A 20,950-nucleotide genomic window follows, 5' to 3' on the forward strand; every position below is an offset into this window, starting at 1 on the left:
CGGATGACAGACATGAAAAAGGGCAGTCCCGATGGGGCTGCCCTTTTTCATGTGCGCGATGGGTGTGGCCTGGCGGCCGGAGTGTTCAGGCGGCGGCGGATGCGCTGACTGGACGGCCGGCGAACAGGCGGTCGCCGACGCGGACTTCGATCCGGCCATCGGCCAGGGACCGCACGAAGAGACCCTGAACGGAAATGCAGGATCCGAGGATGATGGTTCTGAGCATGGCACTATTCCCCCAAATATCGAGTTCGATGTGTACACCTTAATTTAGGGATTTTGTAGGTGGAATCGGCGGGCCCTCACCGCAATGTGGCGAATCAAGGGCGATATCGTGACCTATATTTGCCGAGGTGACGGAAATCGGCGCTTAAAGCCAGTCGCGCAGGAGGGGAATCAAGGGGATGTCCGCCGGCGGCATGGGGAAATCCCGCAACTCATGCGCCCGTGCCCATTTTAGGACTTGCCCTTCCTGCGGTTGCGGCGTTCCGTTCCATTTGCGGCAGGCGAACAGCGGCATCAGCAAGTGAAAGTCGTCGTAGCTGTGCGAGGCGAAGGTCAACGGCGCCAGACAGGAGGACCAGGTGTCGATGCCCAGTTCTTCGTGCAATTCGCGGATCAACGCGGCCTCCGGCGTCTCGCCGGGCTCCACCTTGCCGCCGGGAAATTCCCAGAGGCCCGCCATGGACTTGCCCTCGGGCCGCTGGGCCAGCAATACACGGCCGTCGACGTCGATCAACGCGACGGCAGAGACGAGAACGACCTTCACGAGCGATAGTCGGCGTTGATGTCGATGTAGCCGTGGGTCAGGTCGCAGGTCCAGACCGTGGCAGTGCCGCCGCCCAGGCCAAGATCCACGCCGATCTCGACTTTGTCGCCTTTCATGTGGGCGGCACCCTGGTCTTCGGAATAGCCCTGAGCGACCCAGCCATGTTCAGCCACGGTCACGTCGCCAAACCGGATGGACAACAGATCGCGATCCGCCTGGGCACCGGATTTGCCGATCGCCATGACGATGCGGCCCCAATTCGCGTCTTCCCCCGCGATCGCAGTTTTCACCAGCGGTGAATTGGCGATGGACATCGCGTGGGTTCGGGCGTCTGCATCCGATGCGGCACCGGTCACGTGGATTTCGATGAACTTGGTCGCGCCCTCGCCGTCGCGGACGACCTGATGGGCCAGGTCCAGCATGACGCCGCGCAGGGCCTCGATGAAATTGGTGTCCCCCTCGGTCACGCGGATACCGGAAGCGCCGGTGGCGGCCATCAGCAGCGTGTCGGAGGTGGAGGTGTCGCTGTCCACGGTGATGCAGTTGAACGTCAGGTCGGAGATCGACGACACCATGTCCTGCAACACGGATTGTTCGACGGCGGCATCGGTGAAGAGGTAGACCAGCATCGTCGCCATGTCCGGCGCGATCATGCCGGACCCCTTGGCGATCCCGGCGATCCGCACCTTGGCGCCGCCGATGGTGACATCCGCGGCGGCGCCCTTGGCGAAGGTGTCGGTGGTCATGATGGCCCGTGCCGCGTCCTCCATCCCCTCGGGGGAGAGGTCGCCGGCAAGGTCCGCGACCTTGTTCACGATCTTTTCATGGGGCAGTTTCTCGCCGATCACCCCGGTGGAAGAGGAAAAGACGCGCGTTTCCTCGATCCCCAGGATGCTGGCCACAGCGCCGGTCACCGCGCGGGTGGAGGCAACGCCGTTCTTGCCGGTGAAGGCGTTGGAATTGCCCGAATTGACGACGATGGCCGCCGGTGCGGTAGAGGCGATGCCGATCTTGGCCTGGCAATCCAGCACCGGCGCCGACCGCGTGGCCGACCGGGTGAAAACCCCGGCCAGCGTGGTGCCCGCGTCCAGCGCGATCAGGCAGACGTCGGGCCGGTCGCGGTATTTCACCCCCGCCTCGGCCACCGCGAATCGGACCCCTCCGATCACTGGAAGATCGGGAAAGGATGCGGGGGCGAGGGGCGAGACGGAGGTGGCGACCATGGATTACTCCAGCAGCGAAGCGTTGTTGAGTTGCGACGCGTCGAACCCTTCGACGGCGCTCCGATCCACATCCGCCTTTTCGACGAGTCCGTCAATATAGGCTTTGACCTTCTCTTGCTGGAGGGTCGTTTCCAACTCTGCGCGGACCTCTTCCAATGCGGGTGCCGCCTTCTCCCGGCTATCGTTCAGGGTGATGACATGCCAGCCGAATTGCGTCTGGACCGGATCGCTGATCGCGCCCTTTTCCATGGACATGACAGCGTTTTCAAACTCTTCCACCATCATGCCGGCGCTGAACCAGCCCAGTTCGCCGCCGTTGGGGCCGCTGGGGCCGGTCGACTTTTCCTTGGCCGTTTCCGCGAAATCCGCGCCGCCGTTCAGGGCTTCCACCACGGCGTTGGCCTCTTCCTCGGTTTCCACCAGGATGTGGGAGGCGTTGTATTCCGTCGCGGATTCGGTTTCGCCGTACTTGGCGTCATAGGCCGCCTGCACATCCGCATCCGAGATGGGGGTTTCCAGGAATTGCGCCACGGCCTGCGAGGCCATCAGCGACCGCCGCTCGTTCTCCAGCGCCAGTTCGACGCGGCGGGGGGTGTCGCCCTCCATCGCCTCGGCCAGGACGACCTGTTGGATCAGCTGGTCGACGATGCCGGGCAGCAGCATCTCCACCGGGATCTGCTGGTATTGTTGGGGCAGTGCGGCCCGGGCCAGCATGACGTGACCCAACGTGATGTCCGTGTCGCCGACGCTGGCCAGCACGGTGTCGGCGCTGGCGGCGGGGGCCGTGTCTTCGGCCGGTGCGGTCTCTGCCGTGGTCTGGGATTGGGTCTGATCCTGGGCAAAGGCAAGCGTCGGGAGGGCAAGCGCCATCACTGCGGCGCAGGTCATCTTGTGCAACATGAGGAATCCTTCGGTTGGCCGCGCCGGGGCGCGGCGTTGACACTCTCAGGTGCGGGACTTACATCGCCTTGGTGTCTTGGGCCCGCGGCCTGTTGGTCACGTTCATAGAATCCGCGGCACGGCGGCACAAGCAGCCCCCGACACACGATGATGTCAGAAGCGGAAACGGATCGAACATGCTGGGTATCGGAACTCTCGCCAAAAAGGTGTTTGGCACGCCAAACGACCGCAAGATCAAGGCGACACGCCCCATCGTGGAGAAGATCAACGCGCTTGAACCAGAGTTCGAGAAGCTGAGCGATGCCGAGCTGAAGGACCGCACGGAGGTCCTGGCGAGCCGCGCGATGAAGGGTGAGAGCCTCGATTCGATCCTGCCCGAAGCCTTCGCCAATTGCCGGGAAGGCGCCCGCCGGGCCCTGGGCCTGCGCGCCTTCGATACCCAGTTGATGGGCGGGATTTTCCTGCACCAGGGAAATATTTCCGAAATGAAGACCGGCGAGGGCAAGACCCTGGTTGCGACCTTCCCGGCCTATCTGAACGCGCTGTCCGGCAAGGGCGTGCATGTGGTCACGGTGAACGATTACCTGGCGCGGCGCGATGCCGAATGGATGGGGAAGGTCTTTGGCTTCCTGGGTCTGACGACCGGCGTGATCTACCCCGGCCAGAACGAGGCGGAGAAGCGCGATGCCTATCGCGCCGACGTCACTTATGCGACGAACAACGAGCTCGGCTTCGATTACCTGCGCGACAACATGAAGTCCGACCTGAAGGACATGCTGCAACGCGGGCACAACTTCGCCATCGTCGACGAGGTCGATTCGATCCTGATCGACGAGGCCCGGACCCCGCTGATCATCTCGGGCCCGGCGCAGGACCGCAGCGATCTGTATATCGCCATCGACCGGCTGATCCCCTCGCTGACCGAGGAGCATTTCAGCGTCGACGAGAAACAGCGCTCTGTCACCTTCACCGAAGATGGCAACGAATTCCTGGAACAGAAGCTTCACGAGGCCGGGCTGCTTGAAGAGGGGCAGACCCTCTATGATCCCGAGAGCACGACCATCGTGCACCACGTCAACCAGGGCCTGCGCGCGCACAAGCTGTTCATCCGCGACCAGCATTACATCGTTCGCGGCGACGATGTGGTCCTGATCGACGAATTCACCGGCCGCATGATGTCCGGCCGCCGCCTGTCCGAGGGCCTGCATCAGGCGATCGAGGCCAAGGAAGGCGTGCAGATCCAGCCGGAGAACGTGACCCTGGCGCAGGTGACGTTCCAGAACTACTTCCGCCTTTATGACAAATTGTCGGGCATGACCGGCACCGCCATGACCGAAGCGGAGGAATTCGCCGAGATCTACGGCCTGGGCGTGGTCGAAGTGCCGACCAACCGTCCCATCGCGCGGCTGGACGAGGATGACGCCATCTACCGCACCCAGCGGGAGAAATACGAAGCCATCGTCAAGGAAATCACCAAGGCCCATGCCAAGGGTCAGCCGGTCCTGGTCGGCACCACCTCCATCGAGAAGTCGGAGACGCTGGCCCAGCTGCTGACGGCGGCAGAGCTGCCGCATAATGTGCTGAACGCACGGCACCATGAACAAGAGGCCCAGATCGTCGCCGACGCGGGCAAACTGGGGGCGATCACCATCGCCACCAACATGGCCGGCCGCGGCACCGACATCCAGCTGGGCGGCAACGTCGAGATGAAGGTGCACGAGGCCCTGTCAACCGATCCCGAGGCCGACCCCGAAGAAGTGCGCGCCCGGATCGAGGCGCAGCATGCCGAGGAAAAGCAGAAGGTGCTGGAGGCCGGAGGCCTGTTCGTCCTGGCCACCGAACGCCACGAAAGCCGTCGCATCGACAACCAGCTGCGCGGCCGTTCGGGCCGTCAGGGTGATCCTGGACGCTCATCCTTCTTCCTGTCGCTCGAAGATGACCTGATGCGCATCTTCGGCTCCGAACGGCTGGACAAGGTGCTGTCCTCGCTGGGGATGAAGGAAGGCGAGGCGATCATTCACCCCTGGGTGAACAAGTCGCTGGAACGCGCCCAGGCCAAGGTCGAGGGGCGCAATTTCGATCAGCGCAAGCAGGTGCTGAAATTCGATGACGTTATGAACGATCAGCGGAAACTGGTCTTTACCCAGCGTCGGGAAATCATGGAAGCGCAGGACCAGTCCGAAATCGTGCAGGACATGCGCTATGAAGTCATCGGCGACCTGATCCAGACCCATATGCCGCCCAAAACCTACGCGGATCAATGGGATACCGAGGGGCTGCAACAGGCGGCGCGCGAACATCTGGGCCTGGATGTACCGGTTGCCGACTGGGCGAACGAAGAAGGCGTGGACGATGAGGACATCGCAGAACGCCTGGAAAAGGCCAGCGACGAGCTGATGGCCAGCAAGACAGCCGCCTTCGGCCCCGAGAACATGCGCATGATCGAAAAGCAGGTTCTGCTGCAAACGATCGATGGCAAATGGCGCGAACACCTGCTCACGCTTGAGCATCTCCGCTCGGTCGTCGGCTTCCGTGGCTATGCGCAGCGCGATCCGCTGAACGAATACAAGAACGAGGCCTTCGCCCTGTTCCAGTCCATGCTGGACAGCCTGCGGGAGGACGTGACCCGGACCCTGTCCAACATCCGCCCCCCGACAGAGGAAGAGATGCAGGCCCAGATGGCCCAGCTGCAACGTCAGGCCGCCGCGCAGCGCGCCGCGCTGGAAGAGCAGAGCACCGCGCGCCAGGCCGATCCCGACGTTCAGGGCGCCGCCCGCGAAGGGTTCGACGAGAACGACCCCGCCACCTGGGGCAATCCGGGGCGCAACGAATCCTGCCCTTGCGGATCGGGCAAGAAGTTCAAGCATTGCCACGGCGCGCTGGTCTGACCACGCGCAACACGCCGGGCGGTTGAACGCCCGGCCCCTCCCCGAATACGCCGCATAGGCGGGCAAGGGCGTCGCATAGACTCCCCCCCGGTGCCACATGGGCGCCCTTTTTCCGGGCGATATCCTGCTCCGACGCGATGGAATCGTGGAGGGTTCGATGTCACTGGTACGCAAGATCGCATTGGGTGTCGCCGCCGTGGCCACGGCGGGCGGCGTTGGCTACATGATGCAGGGGCAGACGGCTGTCGGCTCCATGTCGATGTTTCGATCCTCCGGCCCCGCCCCCGTTTCCTCCGCTCTCCAGCCTGACAACGCGTCGCAGCCTGAGGTTGCGGAAGCGGTCGACCTGGCGCAGCCTCCGGTGTCTCTGGACGCGGCGGTGACCGCGGCGCCGCAGGGGGCTCAATTCGTCTCCGCCAGCTTGCCGGTCTCCGGCTCGGCGCCGCAGGACGCACCCGTGTCACGCGATGCGCAGGCGCCTTCTCCGCGCCCGGATCTGGCGGACAACCTGTCGGCAGGAACCGCGCCTGGCATGGGCGATGTGCTCAATGTATCGGCGCCGAAATCTGATGACACCAGTCCCGACATGCCCGACCCCGTGCGCCTGGCCCTTGCCGAGGGTGACAGCCTGCCCGCCGCCGGATCTGCGCCCATTGTGAATGACGCCGCCTGCGTGCCCACCGCCAAGGCCACCGCAGGCGCCGCAGCGATGGTCGCTCTTGAGATCGCAGCCCCCTGTCTGGGCGATGACCGGGTGACAATTCTTCATCAGGGGCTGGTGTTTACCGAGGTGACGGATGCCGAGGGACGTCTGAACGTCACGGTGCCCGCGCTGGCTGAATCGGCGGGTTTCTTCATCTCCTTCTCTGATGAAACCACGGTAATGGCCTTCGCCGAAGTGCCGTCCATCGACTTTTACGATCGCACCGTTCTGCAATGGAAGGGCGGTGCGGGTTTCGGCCTGCACGCACTGGAATATGGCGCCGATTACGACAGTGCCGGACATGTCTATGCGGGCGCTGATCGCGACATCACGATCCCCGCGCGCGGCGAGGGTGGCCTGATCACCCGTCTGGGCAATCCCGAGGCGCCTGAGCCCATGTTGGCCGATGTCTACACCTTTCCCACCGCAACCGCCAAAACGAACGGCACCGTCGCGATCAGCATCGAGGCAGAGGTGACAACCGACAATTGTGGGCGGTCTGTCGATGCCTCTGTCCTGTCGGTGCTGCGTGGGGAAATGGCGGACAGCCATGATCTGGAAGTCACGGTTCCCGATTGCGACGCGACGGGAGAGTATCTGGTGTTGAAAAACATTGTGAATGACCTGAAGATCGCCCGGAACTGACGGGCGGTCCCAAGGGGCACTGGATGCACATTTGGCGTGCGGCGAGGATCGCCGCACTTTTTTTGGTATGGAGCGCAGGCTTGGCCTTCGCCCAGGATGTCACGCTGACCTCCCGTGACGGGAGCGTCGAAATCGTGGGCAACCTGCTGGGCTTCGACGGTGAATTCTACCGTGTCCAGACCGATTTCGGAGATCTGACCCTGGATGGTACCGGTGTCCTGTGCGCTGGCCCGGGGTGCCCGGATCTTGAAAGTTATGTCGCCCGGCTGCAAATTTCCGGCGCTGCGACGGCGGGCGATGTCCTGATGCCGGCATTGGTAGAGGGGTTTGGCCTGCGCTATGGCTATTCCGTCGGGCGCGAGGACATCGAGCAGGGGGTCGTGCGCTATACGCTGACCCATGCCGAACAGGGGCGTCTGGCCGGAGAATTCGTGATTCGCAGCGGCACCACCAACGAAGGTTTCGCCGATCTTCTGGCCGATCACGCCGATATCGTCATGGCGCTGCGCGAAGTTCGCACCAACGAGAACGCCCTGGCGCAGGAAGCCGGGCTGGGCGATCTGCGGCGGCGCGGTCGGTCGCTGGTCGTGGCGCTGGATGCGCTGGTGCCGGTCGTCGCGCCCGACAACCCGGTTGCTCGGATCTCTGTCCCCGACCTGGCGCGGGTCTTTGCCGGAGAGGTGGTGAACTGGCGCGATCTGGGCGGCCCGGACGCCCCCATCGCCGTGCACCTGCGCGACGCCGACAGCGGACCGGGACAGGCGGCGGAAGATCTTCTGATGCAACCGGCCAAGCTGGTCGCCAGCGACACGGCCACGCGCCACCGTGACAATGCCGGGCTGATCGACGCGGTGATGACCGACCCCTTTGCCATCGGCCTTGCCGTGGCAAGCGAGCCGGGCGAAACCAAGCCCCTCCGGCTCTCCGGCGCCTGCGGCTTCACGGTGGGTGCCACCCGCCGCGCCGCCAAGACAGAGGATTACCCCCTGACCATGCCGGTGCTGCTGTACCGGCCGGGATATCGCCTGCCCAAACTGGCGCGCGAATTTCTGGCCTATGTCGCCGGCCCCTCTGCCCAGCTGGTGATTCGCCGGGCCGGGTTCGTCGACCAGGCGATGGAGCGGATCGCCATCGCCGACCAGGGGGAGCGGTTCGCCAACGCCATCGGGCAGGCCGGGGCAGAGACCAGCCTGGCCGAGTTGCAGCGCATGGTCCGCGTGTTGGGCCCGATGCAGCGCCTGTCACCGACATTTCGGTTTCGCGCCGGGTCAACGGTGTTGGACGTGCAATCCCAGTCCAACGTGCAATTGCTGGCCAGCGCGCTGGAAAGCGGCGAATTCGACGGCAAACGGGTGGTTCTGATCGGTTTCTCCGACGGGGCGGGCAGTGCGGAGTTGAACCGGGGGATCTCTCTTCAACGGGCGGAGGCCGTGCGCGAAGCCATCCGCGCCAGTGTCGTGAACGGATCGCTGGAACGGGTGTCGCTTGAGGTTGCGTCCTTTGGCGAGGCGCTGCCCATGGCCTGCGACGACAGCGCCTGGGGCCGGCAGGCGAACCGACGGGTGGAGGTCTGGTTGCGGGAGGATGCCGCCGCAGCAGAGCCGGAAGATCAGAGATAGCCATCGGCGCGAAAGCTGATTTCGCGGGATCGCCCGATGATCAGGTGATCATGCAGGACCAGCCCCATGGTCGCGCAGGCGCGTTCGATCTGTTCCGTCATGTCGATATCCGCGGGAGAAGGCGAAGGATCGCCTGACGGGTGATTATGCACCAGGATCAAGGCGCTGGCATTCAGATCCAGGGCACGTTTCACGACCTCCCGCGGGTAGACCGGGACGTGATTGACGGTTCCCCGCGCCTGTTCCTCGTCCGCCAGCACGTTGTTCTTCTGGTCGAGGTAGAGAACCCGGAAATGTTCGACCTCCCCATGGGCCATGGTGGCGTGGCAATAGTCCAGCAGGGCCTGCCAGGAGCTGACGACATCGCGTTTGATCACGCGGGAGCGGGCCAGCCGCTGGGCTGCGGCCTCCACCACCTTCAGCTCGCAGATGACGGCGGGGCCGACGCCATTGATCCGCGACAGCCGATCCGGCGGGGCGGTCAACACGCCGTTGAAATCGTGAAAACTGTCCAGCAGGGCGCGTGTCAGTGGTTTCACGTCGCGGCGAGGGATCGCGCGGAACAGGATGAGTTCCAGCATCTCGTAATCCGCCAGCGCATGTGCCCCCGCCGTCAGGAACCTGTCGCGCAGCCGGGCGCGATGATCGCGGATATAGGACGGCAGGCGCCCCCCGGATTGCAGCGCCTGGGCGGGGGCCTCGTCATCGGAGAAGAGGTGCGGGGATTCGTGGAACGCGGGATCGGACATGCCGTCAGCATCCGCGCCGAAAGTTTAGAGAAGGTTAAATCCCACTCACCAGATACGAAAGAACCGGCCCTTTTCGGGGCCGGCTCTGTGGTAATGTGGAGAGGCGCCAGGGGCATCACCCTTTCATGGAATCCCAGAACCCTTTGACAGATTTGAAGAATGTCTCCCGTTCAGGATTGTTGTCCGCCGACAGCTCCTCGAATTCGCGCAGCAGTTCTTTCTGCTTCGACGTCAGGTTAACCGGGGTTTCGGCGGCCAGTTCGATGAACATGTCACCCGCCGGACCGCCGCGCAGGGCGGGCATGCCCTTGCCACGCAGGCGCATCTGGCGGCCGGATTGGCTGCCTTCGGGGATCTTCACGCGGGATCGGCCGCCGTCGATCGTCGGCACCTCGATATCGCCACCGAGGGCCGCAGCGGCCATCGACACAGGTACGCGGCAGAACAGATCCTTGCCATCCCGTTCGAACAGCGGATGTTTCGCCACGTCGATGAAGATGTAGAGATCGCCCGAAGGGCCGCCGCGCAGCCCGGCCTCCCCCTCGCCACCCAGGCGGATGCGGGTGCCGGTTTCGACGCCGGCGGGGATGTTCACGGACAGGGAGCGGTCCCGCTCCACACGGCCCTGGCCACCGCAGGCCTTGCAGGGGTTCTTGATGATCTGACCCATGCCCGAACAGGTCGGACAGGTGCGTTCGACGGTAAAGAATCCCTGTTGCGCCCGAACCTTGCCCATGCCCGAACAGGTGGGGCAGGTGGTGGGTTCGACACCCCCTTCGGCACCGGCACCGTCACAGGCGGTACATTGCACCGAAGTCGGGACATTGATGGTTTTCTGCAGCCCGCCATAGGCTTCTTCCAGCGTGACCCGCAGGTTGTAGCGCAGGTCGGCGCCACGGGTTGCGCGCTGGCGCCCACCGCCCCCGCGACCGCCCATGAAATCGCCGAAAAGATCGTCGAACACATCCGAGAAGGCCGAGGCGAAATCGCCCTGTCCACCGGCACCGGGACGGCCACCGCCGCCACCCATTCCGCCTTCGAAGGCCGCATGCCCGAACCGGTCATAGGCGGCCTTCTTCTCGGCGTCGCGCAGGACCTCGTAGGCTTCGTTGACTTCCTTGAACTGCTCTTCCGAGCCGGGGTTGTCCTTGTTGCGGTCGGGATGCAGCTCCTTGGCCTTCTTGCGGAAGGCTTTCTTGAGCTCGTCGGCATCGGCGGATTTCGATACGCCGAGAGCCTCGTAATAATCGCGTTTCGCCACGAGAGGGTTTCCCTTCCTCTGGAACGCAGAGGGCCGGCCCGCCCGAAAGGAGGACCGGCCCCGAAGGTTCCGTTATGCCTTTTTACGCACGCTTGTCGTCGTCCAGATCTTCGAAATCGGCGTCGACGATATCGTCGTCTTCCGAGTTCGATCCGGCGGCGGTATCGGCGGCGGGCTGTTGCTCCTCACCGTCGTCCTGTTGCGCCTTGTAGATGGCCTCGCCCAGCTTCATCGCGGCTTCGGTGACGTTCTGAATCCCGGACTTGATCTTGTCCGCATCGCCGGATTCCAGCTCGTCCCGCAGGGCGGCAACGGCCAGTTCGATGGCCTCGATCGTGGTGGGATCGACCTTGTCGCCGTGCTCTTCCATCGACTTTTCGGTCGAATGGATGAGGCTCTCCGCCTGGTTGGTCGCTTCGACCAGATCCTTGCGGGCCTTGTCCGCCTCGGCGTTTTCCTCGGCGTCCTTGACCATCTTGTCGATGTCCGCGTCGGACAGACCGCCGGAGGCCTGGATCGTGATCGTCTGCTCCTTGCCGGTCGCCTTGTCCTTGGCGCCGACCGACACGATGCCGTTGGCGTCGATGTCAAACGTCACTTCGATCTGCGGCATACCGCGCGGTGCGGGGGGGATGTCCTCCAGGTTGAACTGGCCCAGCATCTTGTTGTCCGCAGCCATTTCCCGCTCCCCCTGGAAGACCCGGATGGTCACGGCGTTCTGGTGATCCTCGGCGGTGGAGAAGACTTGCGACTTCTTCGTCGGGATCGTGGTGTTGCGGTCGATCAGCCGGGTGAAGACACCGCCCAGCGTTTCGATCCCCAGGGACAGGGGCGTGACGTCCAGCAGGACGACATCCTTCACGTCACCTTGCAGAACACCGGCCTGGATGGCGGCGCCCAGGGCGACGACCTCGTCCGGGTTCACACCGCGGTGGGGTTCCTTGCCGAAGAACTTGGTCACTTCCTCGATCACGCGGGGCATGCGGGTCATGCCACCGACCAGGACCACCTCGTCCACGTCATCCTTGGTCAGGCCGGCATCCTTCAGCGCGGCCTGGCAGGGCTTCAGCGAGGCCTTGATCAGGTCACCGACCAGGCTTTCCAGCTTGGCACGGGTCAGCTTCATGACCATGTGCAGCGGCTGGCCATTGGCCCCCATGGAGATGAACGGCTGGTTGATTTCGGTCTGCGAGGACGACGAAAGCTCGATCTTGGCCTTCTCCGCCGCTTCTTTCAGACGTTGCAGCGCCATCTTGTCCTGGGTGAGGTCGACGGAGTGCTCTTTCTTGAACTCCTCGGCCAGGTAGTTGACGATCCGCATGTCGAAATCTTCACCGCCCAGGAACGTGTCCCCGTTGGTGGATTTCACTTCGAACAGGCCGTCGTCGATTTCCAGGATGGTCACGTCGAACGTGCCGCCGCCGAGGTCATAGACCGCGATCGTCTGGCTTTCGTCCTTGTCCAGGCCATAGGCCAGGGCCGCAGCCGTCGGTTCGTTGATGATCCGCAGCACTTCCAGCCCGGCGATCTTGCCGGCGTCCTTGGTGGCCTGACGCTGGGCGTCGTTGAAATAGGCGGGGACGGTGATGACGGCCTGCGTCACCTCTTCGCCCAGGTAGCTTTCCGCCGTTTCCTTCATCTTGCCGAGGATGAAGGCAGAGATCTGGCTGGGCGAATATTTCTCGCCCTTGGATTCGACCCAGGCATCACCGTTGCCGCCGTTGATCACGTTGTACGGCAGGTTCTTCTTGTCCTTGGCCAGGTCCGCATCGTCGGCGCGGCGGCCGATCAGGCGTTTGACACCAAAGACGGTGTTGCTTGGGTTCGTAACGGCCTGGCGCTTTGCGGCCTGACCGACAAGACGTTCGTCATCCGTAAAGGCGACGATGGAGGGCGTCGTGCGCGCCCCTTCGGAGTTTTCGATGACCTTGGGCTGCGAACCATCCATGATGGCAACGCAGGAGTTGGTGGTCCCGAGGTCGATACCGATCACTTTACCCATGTGTTCAATCCCTTCCAATTGAGGCGATGTGACGGGAGGAAGACCCGTTGCGGCATCCGCCACCCGTTCGAGACGCGGCGGCCAGATGTCTGTCTGCCACGGTTCTCGGCGTATATAAGAAGGGGCCATGGGGGCTGCAAGCCGGGTTGGCGCCGCCACGGGCCAAATTTTGCAAAACGTTGCAGTGCGGACGTAAGGTCGCGCACGGCTGGGCGGTCCGGGCGGGGAGACGGAAAACATGGCGGAGACATTGGAGATACGGGGGGTGCGGATCCTGAAGGCCTTTCTGGACCGACCCGCGCAGGAAGCTCTGGTCGAGGATCTGCGCCGGGTCGTGCGTGCCGCGCCGTTTGTCACCCCCGTGACCCGATGGGGCAAGGAGATGTCGGTGCGCATGACCTCGGCCGGGCGCTATGGCTGGATCACCGACCGGCGTGGCTATCGCTACGAGGCGCGGCACCCGGACGGCCAGCCCTGGCCGCCGATTCCCGACCGGGTGCTGCGGATCTGGGACGAAGTGACCGGGCTGGACCGGCGGCCGGATTGCTGCCTGGTCAACCATTACCGCGAAGGCGCCCGGATGGGCCTGCACCAGGACCGGGACGAGGCCGATTTCGGCTGGCCCGTTGTCTCTGTCTCGCTGGGGGAATCGGCGCTGTTTCGCATCGGCAACACCGAACGCGGCGGAAAGACTGAATCGGTCTGGCTGGATTCCGGCGATGTGGCGGTGATGGGCGGCCCGGCGCGCCTGCTGTTTCACGGGGTGGACCGTATCCGGCCGGGGTCCTCCACCCTGCTGCACGGCGGCGGGCGGTTGAACCTGACATTGCGGGTGGTCGACTGATTCCTAGCGCCGCGCGCCCCAGGACAGGGAGACATGCTTGCGCGTGTAGAATTCCGCCATGAAGCCGATCATCAGCAGCGCCAGACCCACCAGCACCGGGTAATGCCAGTTCGAATAGCGCGGGAAATAGTTGATGAACGTGTAGCCCCGCGCCTGGTCGATGGCATGGAACAACGGGTTCCAGTCGAACATCCGCAGCATGTAGCCTGGCAGCATGTTGGCCACGAACATCTTGCCCGAGGCGATCATGTTGGCCCGCGTGTACAGCTGCGTCAGGATCGCCGTCGCTTCGGGGAACCAGGGTTTCAACGCCATGGAGATCATGCCGACCCCGATCCCGGTGAACCAGGCGATCAGCACGCAGCCAAAGGCGCTGATCGGGTCTTCGATTTCCACGGGGACAAAGGCGACGTGGTAGACGAACAGGATCACCGCCAGCGTCAGCACCTGCACATAAAGCGCCGAGAGCGCCGCCGACAGGATCGCGATCACGGTGTTCATCGGCGCATGTTTCATCATCGGGGCGGCCGGTCCTTCGGCCCCGGCGACGGCGCCGACGGTGCGCACATGGGTCATGTAAAGGAACACGCCCGACAGCACGAACAGCAGGAAATCGCCCCGGATCGCATTGCCGCGCAGGCCCAGGATGGCGAACATGGCGTAGAACACGCCCATCATCACGATCATCCGGATCAGGTTGTTCAGGATCGACAGGATGGCGTTGTTGTGGGTCTTGCGGATCGCATGGGCGGTGGAATGGTAGATCAGCTCCAGCATCGCGACGGCGGAGCCCAGGGTGTTCTGCGGCTTGCGTTGTTCAAACATCTCGTTGCCTTTGCCTGCCCGGGGGTGTTTTTCTTGTCGAAACCGGATGGTGCCCCTATGGGCGATGATATGCGATGCGCCCCCGCCCATCAATCGCGGCGGCCGGGCGCGCAAAAGGGACAAAGGATCAGGCAGTGGATTACCAACACCTTGTGGCCGAAATGCGCCGGCTTGCGATCGAAGCGGGGGCACGGATCATGGAGATCTACGAAAGCGACGATTTGGAGGTGAAGGCCAAGTCGGACGACAGCCCGGTCACCGCCGCGGACGAGGCGGCGGATGCGCTGATCTCGGCCGGGTTGCGCGACGCCTTCGCGGATGTCTACCTGGTGACCGAGGAACAGGCGGCCTCCCACGCTGGTGGGGCGGCGACCTTCCTGATCGTCGATCCGCTGGACGGAACCAAGGAATTCATCAAGCGGCGCGGCGATTTCACCGTCAACATCGCGCTGGTGGAGGACGGCGTGCCGGTCCGTGGCGTCGTCTATGCCCCGGCACGTGGCCGGATGTTCTATACCCTTGCCGATGGCACCAGCGTCGAGGAAACCGGCGCGCTGGACCCGTCCGCGCCGGGCGATCTGAAACCCATCCGCGTCGGCACGCCGGACAACGCCGCACTGGCGGTCGTGGCCTCCAAGTCGCACCGGGATGCGGCGACGGATGCCTATATCGGAAAATATGCCGTGGCCGACAGCCGCTCTGCCGGGTCGTCGCTGAAATTCTGCCTTGTCGCCACGGGGGAGGCCGATCTCTATCCCCGTCTGGGTCGCACCATGGAATGGGACACCGCCGCCGGTGATGCCGTGCTGCGCGGCGCGGGCGGACAGGTGGTGCGGTTCGACGACCATGGCCCCCTGACCTACGGCAAGGACGGCTACGAGAATCCGTTCTTCATCGCCCTTGCCCCCGGGGTCGACCTGAAGGCGCCCTGAACGATGGCCCCCCTGCCGGTCAGCGTCATTGTCGTCAGCCGTCACCGCCCGGCCGAGCTGGCCCGTTGCCTGACCGGCCTGTCGCGCCTGGCTTATGACCTGTTCGAAGTCGTGGTGGTCGCCTGCCCGCAGGGCGCCGAGGTGGTACGCCGCTCTGCCCTCGCGACGGAGGCCAAGCTGGTGGAATTCGACCGCGCCAACATATCCGTGGCGCGCAACCGGGGCGTGGCGGTGGCAGCGGGCGAAATCGTCGCCTTCATCGACGATGACGCGGTGCCGGAAACCGCCTGGCTGACCCACTTGGCGCGCCCCTTCGCGCAGGATCGCGTGGCCGCCGCCACCGGCTTTGTCCGGGGGCGCAACGGCATCACCTTTCAATCCCGCGCCGCTGCGATCACCCCCACGGGCGACACCGTGCCGCTGGAGGTCGATCCGCAGCGCACCACCCTGCTGACCGGTGCGCCGGGGCGGGGGATCAAGACGGTGGGCACCAACATGGCATTCCGGCGCAGTGAACTGGCGCGGATCGGCGGGTTCGATCCGGCCTTCGCCTTCTACCTGGACGAGGCGGATGTGAACATGCGGCTGGCCCGTGCCGGGGCCGTTACCGCGGTGGTGCCCCTGGCCGAGGTGCATCACGGCTATGCCGCCAGTGCCCTGCGCCGGGCTGATCGCACGCCGCGTGACCTTTATGAGATCGGGGCAAGCCTGTCGGCCTTCCTGCTGCGCCATTGCCCGCAGGACAGCCGCGACGGGGCCCGCGCCCGATTCCGCGCTGAACGTCGCCGCTGGCTGCTGGAGCACATGGTGACCGGTCGGCTGGACCCTGCCGGGGTGCGGCGCCTGTTGCGGCGGCTGGATCACGGGCTGGCACAGGGGCTGATGCGTCCCGGCGACACCTTGCCGCCCATTCCGCACCCGCCGGGCTGGTTCCGTCCGGTTCCGCCCCGCCTGCGCGGCGCGCCCGTGGTGCTGCGCACCAAACCGTTCCGCCGCCATGCCATCCGGGCGCAGGCCCGCGCCCTGGCCCGGCAAGGCCGGCCCGTCACCCTGCTGGATTTCAGCCTGAGCGCCCTGTTTCACAAGGTCTCGATGGAGGCCGAAACCGGCCTGTGGCGGCAGGCGGGGGGGCTGTGGGGGCGCAGTGACCGGAGCGACCGGCTGCTGCGACTCTGGACCCCGGCCGCGCGCCAGCGCCGGGAACTGGCCCGGATCACCCGCCAGAGGTGGAACCGCGAAGATGCCTGAGACGTTGGCAGTTCCACGATGATACCGCGGTTCCGCCTCAATTCACCAAGGGTGAACATGTATCATTAACCAAGGGCATGTTAGCCTTGGGATCCGTGCATCAACCGGTATCCGCACAATGAATTATGAGGTCGACCAGTGAAGAAACGCATTACAAAGGCAATTTTCCCCGTTGCGGGCCTGGGCACACGATTCCTGCCGGCGACGAAATCGGTTCCCAAGGAAATCATGACTCTGGTGGACCGCCCCCTGATCCAATACGCCATCGACGAGGCGCGCGCCGCCGGGATCAAGGAATTCATCTTCGTCACCTCTCGCGGGAAAGGCGCGCTGGAGGATTATTTCGACCATTCCCCGCAGCTGGAATCCGAACTTCGCAAGAAGGGGAAGGATGACCTGCTGGACATTCTCAAGACCACCAACATGGACAGTGGCGCGATCGCCTATATCCGCCAGCACAAGGCGCTGGGCCTGGGCCACGCAGTCTGGTGCGCGCGGCGTCTGGTGGGCAACGAACCTTTCGCCGTGATCCTGCCCGATGACGTGATCGCCGCCGACAAGCCCTGCCTGCAACAGATGGTCGAAGCTTTCGAGGACAATCCCACCAACATGGTCGCCGCCATGGAAGTGCCGGAGGACAAGGCTCATGCCTATGGCGTGCTGGACGTGAAGGAGACGAAGGGCAATGTCGTCTCTGTCGGTGGTATGGTGGAGAAGCCCGCACCGGGCGAGGCGCCGTCGAACCTGGCGGTCATCGGCCGCTACCTGCTGACACCGCAGATCATGAAGAACCTCGACCAGATGAAGAAGGGCAAGGGCGGCGAAGTCCAGTTGACCGACGCCATCGCCGAGGAAATCAACGCCGGGCGCGACGTGCTGGGTTACCGGTTCAACGGGCAGCGCTTCGATTGCGGCTCCAAGGCCGGGTTCCTTCAGGCCACCGTGTCCTTTGGCCTGTCGCGCGACGATCTGCGCGGGGAGCTGATGGAATACCTTCAGGATATCGTGGGCGGCAGCCGGGCCGCGGCCGAATAGAGCGCGCGGATCCCACGCATGAATGCACATGTTCTGGTAACAGGCGGCGCGGGCTACATCGGCTCTCATGCCTGCAAGGCGCTGCGCGCGGCGGGGTTCGTGCCCGTCACTTTCGACAATCTGGTCACCGGCTGGAAGGACGCGGTGAAATTCGGCCCGTTCGAACAGGGCGACCTGCTGGAGAAGTCGCGACTGGCGGAGGTCTTTGCCAAATATTCCCCCGTCGCCGTGATGCATTTCGCCGCCCTCAGCCAGGTCGGAGAGAGCATGTCCGAGCCGGGTCGCTACTGGCGGAACAACGTGCTTGGCTCGCTCAACCTGATCGAGGCGGCAGCAGAGGCGGGGTGCCTGAACTTCGTCTTCTCCTCCACCTGCGCGACCTATGGTGAACAGGACAACGTCCTGCTGGACGAGGACAGCGCGCAATTGCCGATCAACGCCTATGGCTCCTCCAAGCGCGCGATCGAGGAAATCCTGGAGAATTTCGGCCATTCCGCCGGGATGCAATCGGTGATCTTCCGCTATTTCAACGTCGCCGGGGCTGATCCCGAGGGGGAGGTAGGTGAATTCCACCGTCCCGAGACGCATCTGGTGCCCATCATCCTTGAGGCAATCGACGGCAAGCGCCCGGAGCTGACCATCTTCGGCACCGATTACGACACGCCCGACGGCACTTGCATCCGCGATTACGTGCATGTCTGCGACCTGGTGGATGCCCATGTGCTGGGCCTGCGCTGGCTGTTGGACGGGCGCGGCACGCGGGTGTTCAACCTTGGTACCGGCACCGGGTTTTCGGTGCGCGAGGTCATGGATGCCTCCGGCGTGGTGACAAACCGCCCCGTCCCGTGGGAAGAAGGACCGCGCCGGGCGGGCGATTGCACCCGGCTGGTCTCCGGCTCCACCCGCGCGCGGGTGGAACTGGGGTGGTCGCCCGGCCGCTCGACCTTGCAGGAGATGATTGCCGATGCCTGGCGGTGGCACCAAAGCGGACATTACGAGGGCTGAGCGTCCCGCCGCCCGGCTGCTGGACCTGACCCGGCTGGTCAGCCGCGCCGGGCGCGGGCTGACCGGGGTGGACCGGGTCGAACTGGCCTACCTGTCGGAATTGCTGCGCCGCGACGATCCTGTCTATGGGCTGGTACGCTGTTTCTGGGGCCACGCCGTGCTGGACCGGGCCGGGATGGCGGCGTTGCGCGACCGGGTGACGGGCGCGGTGCCCTGGGGCGCGGCCCCGCCGTTGATGCGGCTGGCGCGGCGGCTGGATGCCGACCAGCGCCGGGGGCAGGCGGATGCCTATCGGCTGGCGCGGGCGCGTGCGCCCCGGCGCGGCCTGGGGGAGGTTCTTCGCCGCATCCTGCCGCCCGGCACCACCTATCTGAATACCGGCCACACCAACCTGACCGCCCGGATCTGCACCGCGCTGCGCCGGGTGCCGCGCCTGCGCATCGCCGTTCTGGTGCATGACACGATCCCGCTGGACCACCCGGACTGGCAGCGTCCGGAAAGCGTGCCGCGCTTTCGCGCCTTCCTGGATCTGGTGCAGCGGCAAGCCGATCTGGTGATCGCCAATTCCCGCACCACCGCCGCCGGCATCACCCGCCATTTCAACCCCGCCGTGCCGCAACCGCCGATCGTGCCCGCCCTGCTGGGTGTCACCGCCGCCGCGCCCGAGCCGTTGCCCGACTGGCTGGCCAATGCGCTGCGCGACGGCCACCCCTATTTCACCGTCATCGGCACGATAGAGCCGCGCAAGAACCACGCCCATCTTCTGGACACCTGGGAGGAGATGGCCGACAAGCTGCCGCCCGGACAGGTGCCCCGCCTGCTGATCTGCGGCGCGCGCGGCTGGCGCAATACCGCGCTTCTGGATCGGTTGCAGGCCCATCCGCTGGCGGGACATGCCGTTCTGGAATGCCCGGGACTGAGCGATGGTCAGATCGTCACCCTGCACCGCCACGCCACGGCGCAGCTGTTTCCCAGCCTGGCCGAAGGTTTCGGCCTGCCCCCGGCAGAGGCGGCGCTGGCCGGGGTTCCGGTGCTGTGTCACGACCTGCCCGCCCTGCGCGAGGTGTTGGGGGAGTTTCCCGTTTACCTGCCCCGGAACGATATCTATGCTTGGGCGAAACAGATAATGAACATGACGCGGGATCATGTGGCCGGGACGGGGCCCGGACCTGTGGGCCAGTCCCGCGCGCTTCCGGGCTGGGGCGACCATTTCGATACCGTGCTGGCGGTGATCTGATCCCGGTCGGGCACGGATGACGGGGCAAAGGGGCGGAATTGGGCGCTGTGAACACATACCGGCTGCGGCTGCGGCGCAAGCGTTGGCTGGTTCGCGCGCGTCGCAAACAGCACCAGCTGCGCAACCTGGCGGACCGTACCCGCACCATCCGGCGGCGCGATATCCTGCTGTTTTCCACCGTGCGGAACGAACTGATCCGCCTGCCCTATTTCCTGCAATATTACCGCGACCTGGGCGTCTCTCACTTCTTTTTCGTCGATAATGATAGTGACGACGGGTCGGGCGATTATCTGGCGGGGCAGCAGGATTGTTCGGTCTGGACCACGCGCGGCAGTTACAAGCGGGCGCGGTTCGGGATGGATTGGCTGACCGCGTTGCAGATGCGCCATGCCCATGGGCATTGGACGCTCGTCGTCGATCCGGACGAATTCCTGATCTACCCGTTCTGCGACACGCGTCCCCTGCCGGCGCTGACCGATTGGCTGGACGCGTCCTCGATCAAGTCGTTCTCGGCCATGCTGCTGGACATGTATCCCAAGGGCCGGATCGACGCGCAGCCCTATCGTGCCGGGCAGAACCCGATGGAGATCGCCAGCTGGTTCGACGCCGGCAATTACACGATCCGGCGCAATCCGACCTATGGCAACCTGTGGATCCAGGGCGGGCCGCGCACACGGGTGTTCTTTGCCGATACCCCGGAAAAGGCCCCGGCGCTGAACAAGATCCCGCTGGTGAAATGGGACCGCAGCTATGCCTATGTCTCCTCCACCCACATGCTGTTGCCGCGTGGATTGAACCAGGTTTATGACGAATGGGGCGGAGAAAAAGCCAGCGGCGTCTTGCTCCATGCCAAGTTTCTGGACACCTTCACCGCCAAGGCCGAAGAAGAACTGACCCGCCGTCAGCATTATGCCGCCTCCAAGGAATATACCGCCTATGCGGCGCATCTGAAGGACAACCCGGACCTGTGGTGCAAATGGTCGGAAAAATACATCAATTGGCGCCAGTTGGAGATTCTGGGCCTGATGTCCAAGGGGAATTGGGCATGAGCGCACTACCCTCCGC

General features: G+C 64.5%; 18 protein-coding genes. 11 read left to right on the forward strand and 7 right to left on the reverse strand.

The window, feature by feature from the left end:
• Positions 1 to 31 precede the first annotated feature (31 nt).
• Positions 32 to 274 carry a hypothetical protein gene (locus tag G5A46_RS05395; RefSeq protein WP_163848010.1) on the forward strand — a complete coding sequence of 81 codons (243 nt, stop codon included), beginning with the start codon at positions 32 to 34 and terminating at the stop codon, positions 272 to 274.
• Between the two features lie 96 nt (positions 275 to 370).
• On the opposite strand, the gene G5A46_RS05400 is transcribed toward G5A46_RS05395, so the two are convergent.
• Genes G5A46_RS05400 through G5A46_RS05410 form a run of 3 tightly spaced genes read right to left on the reverse strand, consistent with a single transcriptional unit; the run spans position 371 to position 2,892 of the window.
• A complete protein-coding gene (locus tag G5A46_RS05400) occupies positions 371 to 769 on the reverse strand; it encodes a (deoxy)nucleoside triphosphate pyrophosphohydrolase (protein WP_163848012.1) in 399 nt (132 codons plus the stop codon).
• Entirely contained in the window at positions 766 to 1,992 is a 1,227-nt protein-coding gene (gene argJ / locus G5A46_RS05405) for a bifunctional glutamate N-acetyltransferase/amino-acid acetyltransferase ArgJ (protein ID WP_163848014.1), read from the reverse strand. Before argJ ends, G5A46_RS05400 begins: the two co-directional genes overlap by 4 nt.
• 3 nt (positions 1,993 to 1,995) lie before the next feature.
• Positions 1,996 to 2,892, reverse strand: coding sequence for a peptidylprolyl isomerase (locus G5A46_RS05410; RefSeq protein WP_239520624.1), 897 nt, complete (start codon positions 2,890 to 2,892; stop codon positions 1,996 to 1,998).
• 176 nt (positions 2,893 to 3,068) lie between these two features.
• Between G5A46_RS05410 and secA the strand changes: the two genes are divergently transcribed.
• From secA to G5A46_RS05425, 3 genes are all read left to right on the forward strand, one after another.
• A complete protein-coding gene (secA, locus tag G5A46_RS05415; protein WP_163848016.1) occupies positions 3,069 to 5,780 on the forward strand; it encodes a preprotein translocase subunit SecA in 2,712 nt (903 codons plus the stop codon).
• A 157-nt stretch (positions 5,781 to 5,937) separates the two neighbouring features.
• A complete protein-coding gene (locus tag G5A46_RS05420) occupies positions 5,938 to 7,128 on the forward strand; it encodes a hypothetical protein (protein ID WP_163848018.1) in 1,191 nt (396 codons plus the stop codon).
• Positions 7,129 to 7,151: 23 nt separating this feature from the next.
• On the forward strand, positions 7,152 to 8,747 hold the full coding sequence (locus G5A46_RS05425) for a phosphate ABC transporter substrate-binding/OmpA family protein (protein ID WP_163848020.1): 1,596 nt from the start codon (positions 7,152 to 7,154) through the stop codon (positions 8,745 to 8,747).
• On the opposite strand, the gene radC is transcribed toward G5A46_RS05425, so the two are convergent.
• The 3 genes from radC to dnaK form a co-directional block, all read right to left on the reverse strand.
• Complete coding sequence (gene radC / locus G5A46_RS05430; protein WP_163848023.1) at positions 8,738 to 9,496, reverse strand: RadC family protein; 759 nt, start codon at positions 9,494 to 9,496, stop codon at positions 8,738 to 8,740. The genes G5A46_RS05425 and radC overlap by 10 nt on opposite strands.
• Positions 9,497 to 9,611: 115 nt before the next feature.
• Positions 9,612 to 10,757, reverse strand: coding sequence for a molecular chaperone DnaJ (gene dnaJ, locus G5A46_RS05435; RefSeq protein WP_163848025.1), 1,146 nt, complete (start codon positions 10,755 to 10,757; stop codon positions 9,612 to 9,614).
• An 82-nt stretch (positions 10,758 to 10,839) separates the two neighbouring features.
• Positions 10,840 to 12,759 carry a molecular chaperone DnaK gene (gene dnaK / locus G5A46_RS05440; protein ID WP_163848027.1) on the reverse strand — a complete coding sequence of 640 codons (1,920 nt, stop codon included), beginning with the start codon at positions 12,757 to 12,759 and terminating at the stop codon, positions 10,840 to 10,842.
• Between the two features lie 238 nt (positions 12,760 to 12,997).
• Between dnaK and G5A46_RS05445 the strand changes: the two genes are divergently transcribed.
• Positions 12,998 to 13,603: an alpha-ketoglutarate-dependent dioxygenase AlkB family protein gene (locus tag G5A46_RS05445; RefSeq protein WP_163848029.1), complete on the forward strand. Its 606-nt coding sequence runs from the start codon at positions 12,998 to 13,000 to the stop codon at positions 13,601 to 13,603.
• A 3-nt stretch (positions 13,604 to 13,606) separates the two neighbouring features.
• Here G5A46_RS05445 and G5A46_RS05450 read toward each other — a convergent pair whose 3' ends face one another.
• Positions 13,607 to 14,428, reverse strand: a complete 822-nt coding sequence (locus G5A46_RS05450) for an ABC transporter permease (protein WP_163848031.1) — start codon at positions 14,426 to 14,428, stop codon at positions 13,607 to 13,609.
• A gap of 134 nt (positions 14,429 to 14,562) precedes the next feature.
• Between G5A46_RS05450 and cysQ the strand changes: the two genes are divergently transcribed.
• The 6 genes from cysQ to G5A46_RS05480 all read left to right on the forward strand — a co-directional run bounded on the left by cysQ (position 14,563) and on the right by G5A46_RS05480 (position 20,934).
• The gene (cysQ, locus tag G5A46_RS05455) at positions 14,563 to 15,360 is read left to right on the forward strand and encodes a 3'(2'),5'-bisphosphate nucleotidase CysQ (protein ID WP_163848033.1); all 798 of its coding nucleotides are present in this window, start codon (positions 14,563 to 14,565) and stop codon (positions 15,358 to 15,360) included.
• 3 nt (positions 15,361 to 15,363) lie between these two features.
• Positions 15,364 to 16,608: a glycosyltransferase family 2 protein gene (locus tag G5A46_RS05460; protein WP_163848035.1), complete on the forward strand. Its 1,245-nt coding sequence runs from the start codon at positions 15,364 to 15,366 to the stop codon at positions 16,606 to 16,608.
• A 138-nt stretch (positions 16,609 to 16,746) separates the two neighbouring features.
• Positions 16,747 to 17,643, forward strand: a complete 897-nt coding sequence (gene galU, locus G5A46_RS05465) for a UTP--glucose-1-phosphate uridylyltransferase GalU (RefSeq protein ID WP_163848037.1) — start codon at positions 16,747 to 16,749, stop codon at positions 17,641 to 17,643.
• A gap of 18 nt (positions 17,644 to 17,661) precedes the next feature.
• A complete protein-coding gene (galE, locus tag G5A46_RS05470) occupies positions 17,662 to 18,648 on the forward strand; it encodes a UDP-glucose 4-epimerase GalE (RefSeq protein WP_163848039.1) in 987 nt (328 codons plus the stop codon).
• Positions 18,608 to 19,885, forward strand: coding sequence for a glycosyltransferase family 4 protein (locus G5A46_RS05475; protein ID WP_163848040.1), 1,278 nt, complete (start codon positions 18,608 to 18,610; stop codon positions 19,883 to 19,885). The genes galE and G5A46_RS05475 overlap by 41 nt, the downstream gene beginning before the upstream one ends.
• Before the next feature lie 38 nt (positions 19,886 to 19,923).
• Complete coding sequence (locus tag G5A46_RS05480; RefSeq protein WP_163848042.1) at positions 19,924 to 20,934, forward strand: glycosyltransferase family 2 protein; 1,011 nt, start codon at positions 19,924 to 19,926, stop codon at positions 20,932 to 20,934.
• Positions 20,935 to 20,950 lie beyond the last annotated feature (16 nt).

Source organism: Pseudooceanicola aestuarii (genome assembly GCF_010614805.1).
GTDB classification, from domain to species: Bacteria; Pseudomonadota; Alphaproteobacteria; order Rhodobacterales; family Rhodobacteraceae; genus Pseudooceanicola; species Pseudooceanicola aestuarii.

Bases quoted from the DNA above. Each gene is read 5' to 3' on its own strand.
- G5A46_RS05395 (WP_163848010.1), top strand. From the start codon at position 32: ATGGGGCTGCCCTTTTTCATGTGCGCGATGGGTGTGGCCTGGCGGCCG.
- argJ (WP_163848014.1), bottom strand. From the start codon at position 1,992: ATGGTCGCCACCTCCGTCTCGCCCCTCGCCCCCGCATCCTTTCCCGAT.
- G5A46_RS05410 (WP_239520624.1), bottom strand. From the start codon at position 2,892: ATGTTGCACAAGATGACCTGCGCCGCAGTGATGGCGCTTGCCCTCCCG.
- secA (WP_163848016.1), top strand. From the start codon at position 3,069: ATGCTGGGTATCGGAACTCTCGCCAAAAAGGTGTTTGGCACGCCAAAC.
- G5A46_RS05420 (WP_163848018.1), top strand. From the start codon at position 5,938: ATGTCACTGGTACGCAAGATCGCATTGGGTGTCGCCGCCGTGGCCACG.
- G5A46_RS05425 (WP_163848020.1), top strand. From the start codon at position 7,152: ATGCACATTTGGCGTGCGGCGAGGATCGCCGCACTTTTTTTGGTATGG.
- radC (WP_163848023.1), bottom strand. From the start codon at position 9,496: ATGTCCGATCCCGCGTTCCACGAATCCCCGCACCTCTTCTCCGATGAC.
- dnaK (WP_163848027.1), bottom strand. From the start codon at position 12,759: ATGGGTAAAGTGATCGGTATCGACCTCGGGACCACCAACTCCTGCGTT.
- G5A46_RS05445 (WP_163848029.1), top strand. From the start codon at position 12,998: ATGGCGGAGACATTGGAGATACGGGGGGTGCGGATCCTGAAGGCCTTT.
- G5A46_RS05450 (WP_163848031.1), bottom strand. From the start codon at position 14,428: ATGTTTGAACAACGCAAGCCGCAGAACACCCTGGGCTCCGCCGTCGCG.
- G5A46_RS05460 (WP_163848035.1), top strand. From the start codon at position 15,364: ATGGCCCCCCTGCCGGTCAGCGTCATTGTCGTCAGCCGTCACCGCCCG.
- galE (WP_163848039.1), top strand. From the start codon at position 17,662: ATGAATGCACATGTTCTGGTAACAGGCGGCGCGGGCTACATCGGCTCT.
- G5A46_RS05475 (WP_163848040.1), top strand. From the start codon at position 18,608: ATGCCTGGCGGTGGCACCAAAGCGGACATTACGAGGGCTGAGCGTCCC.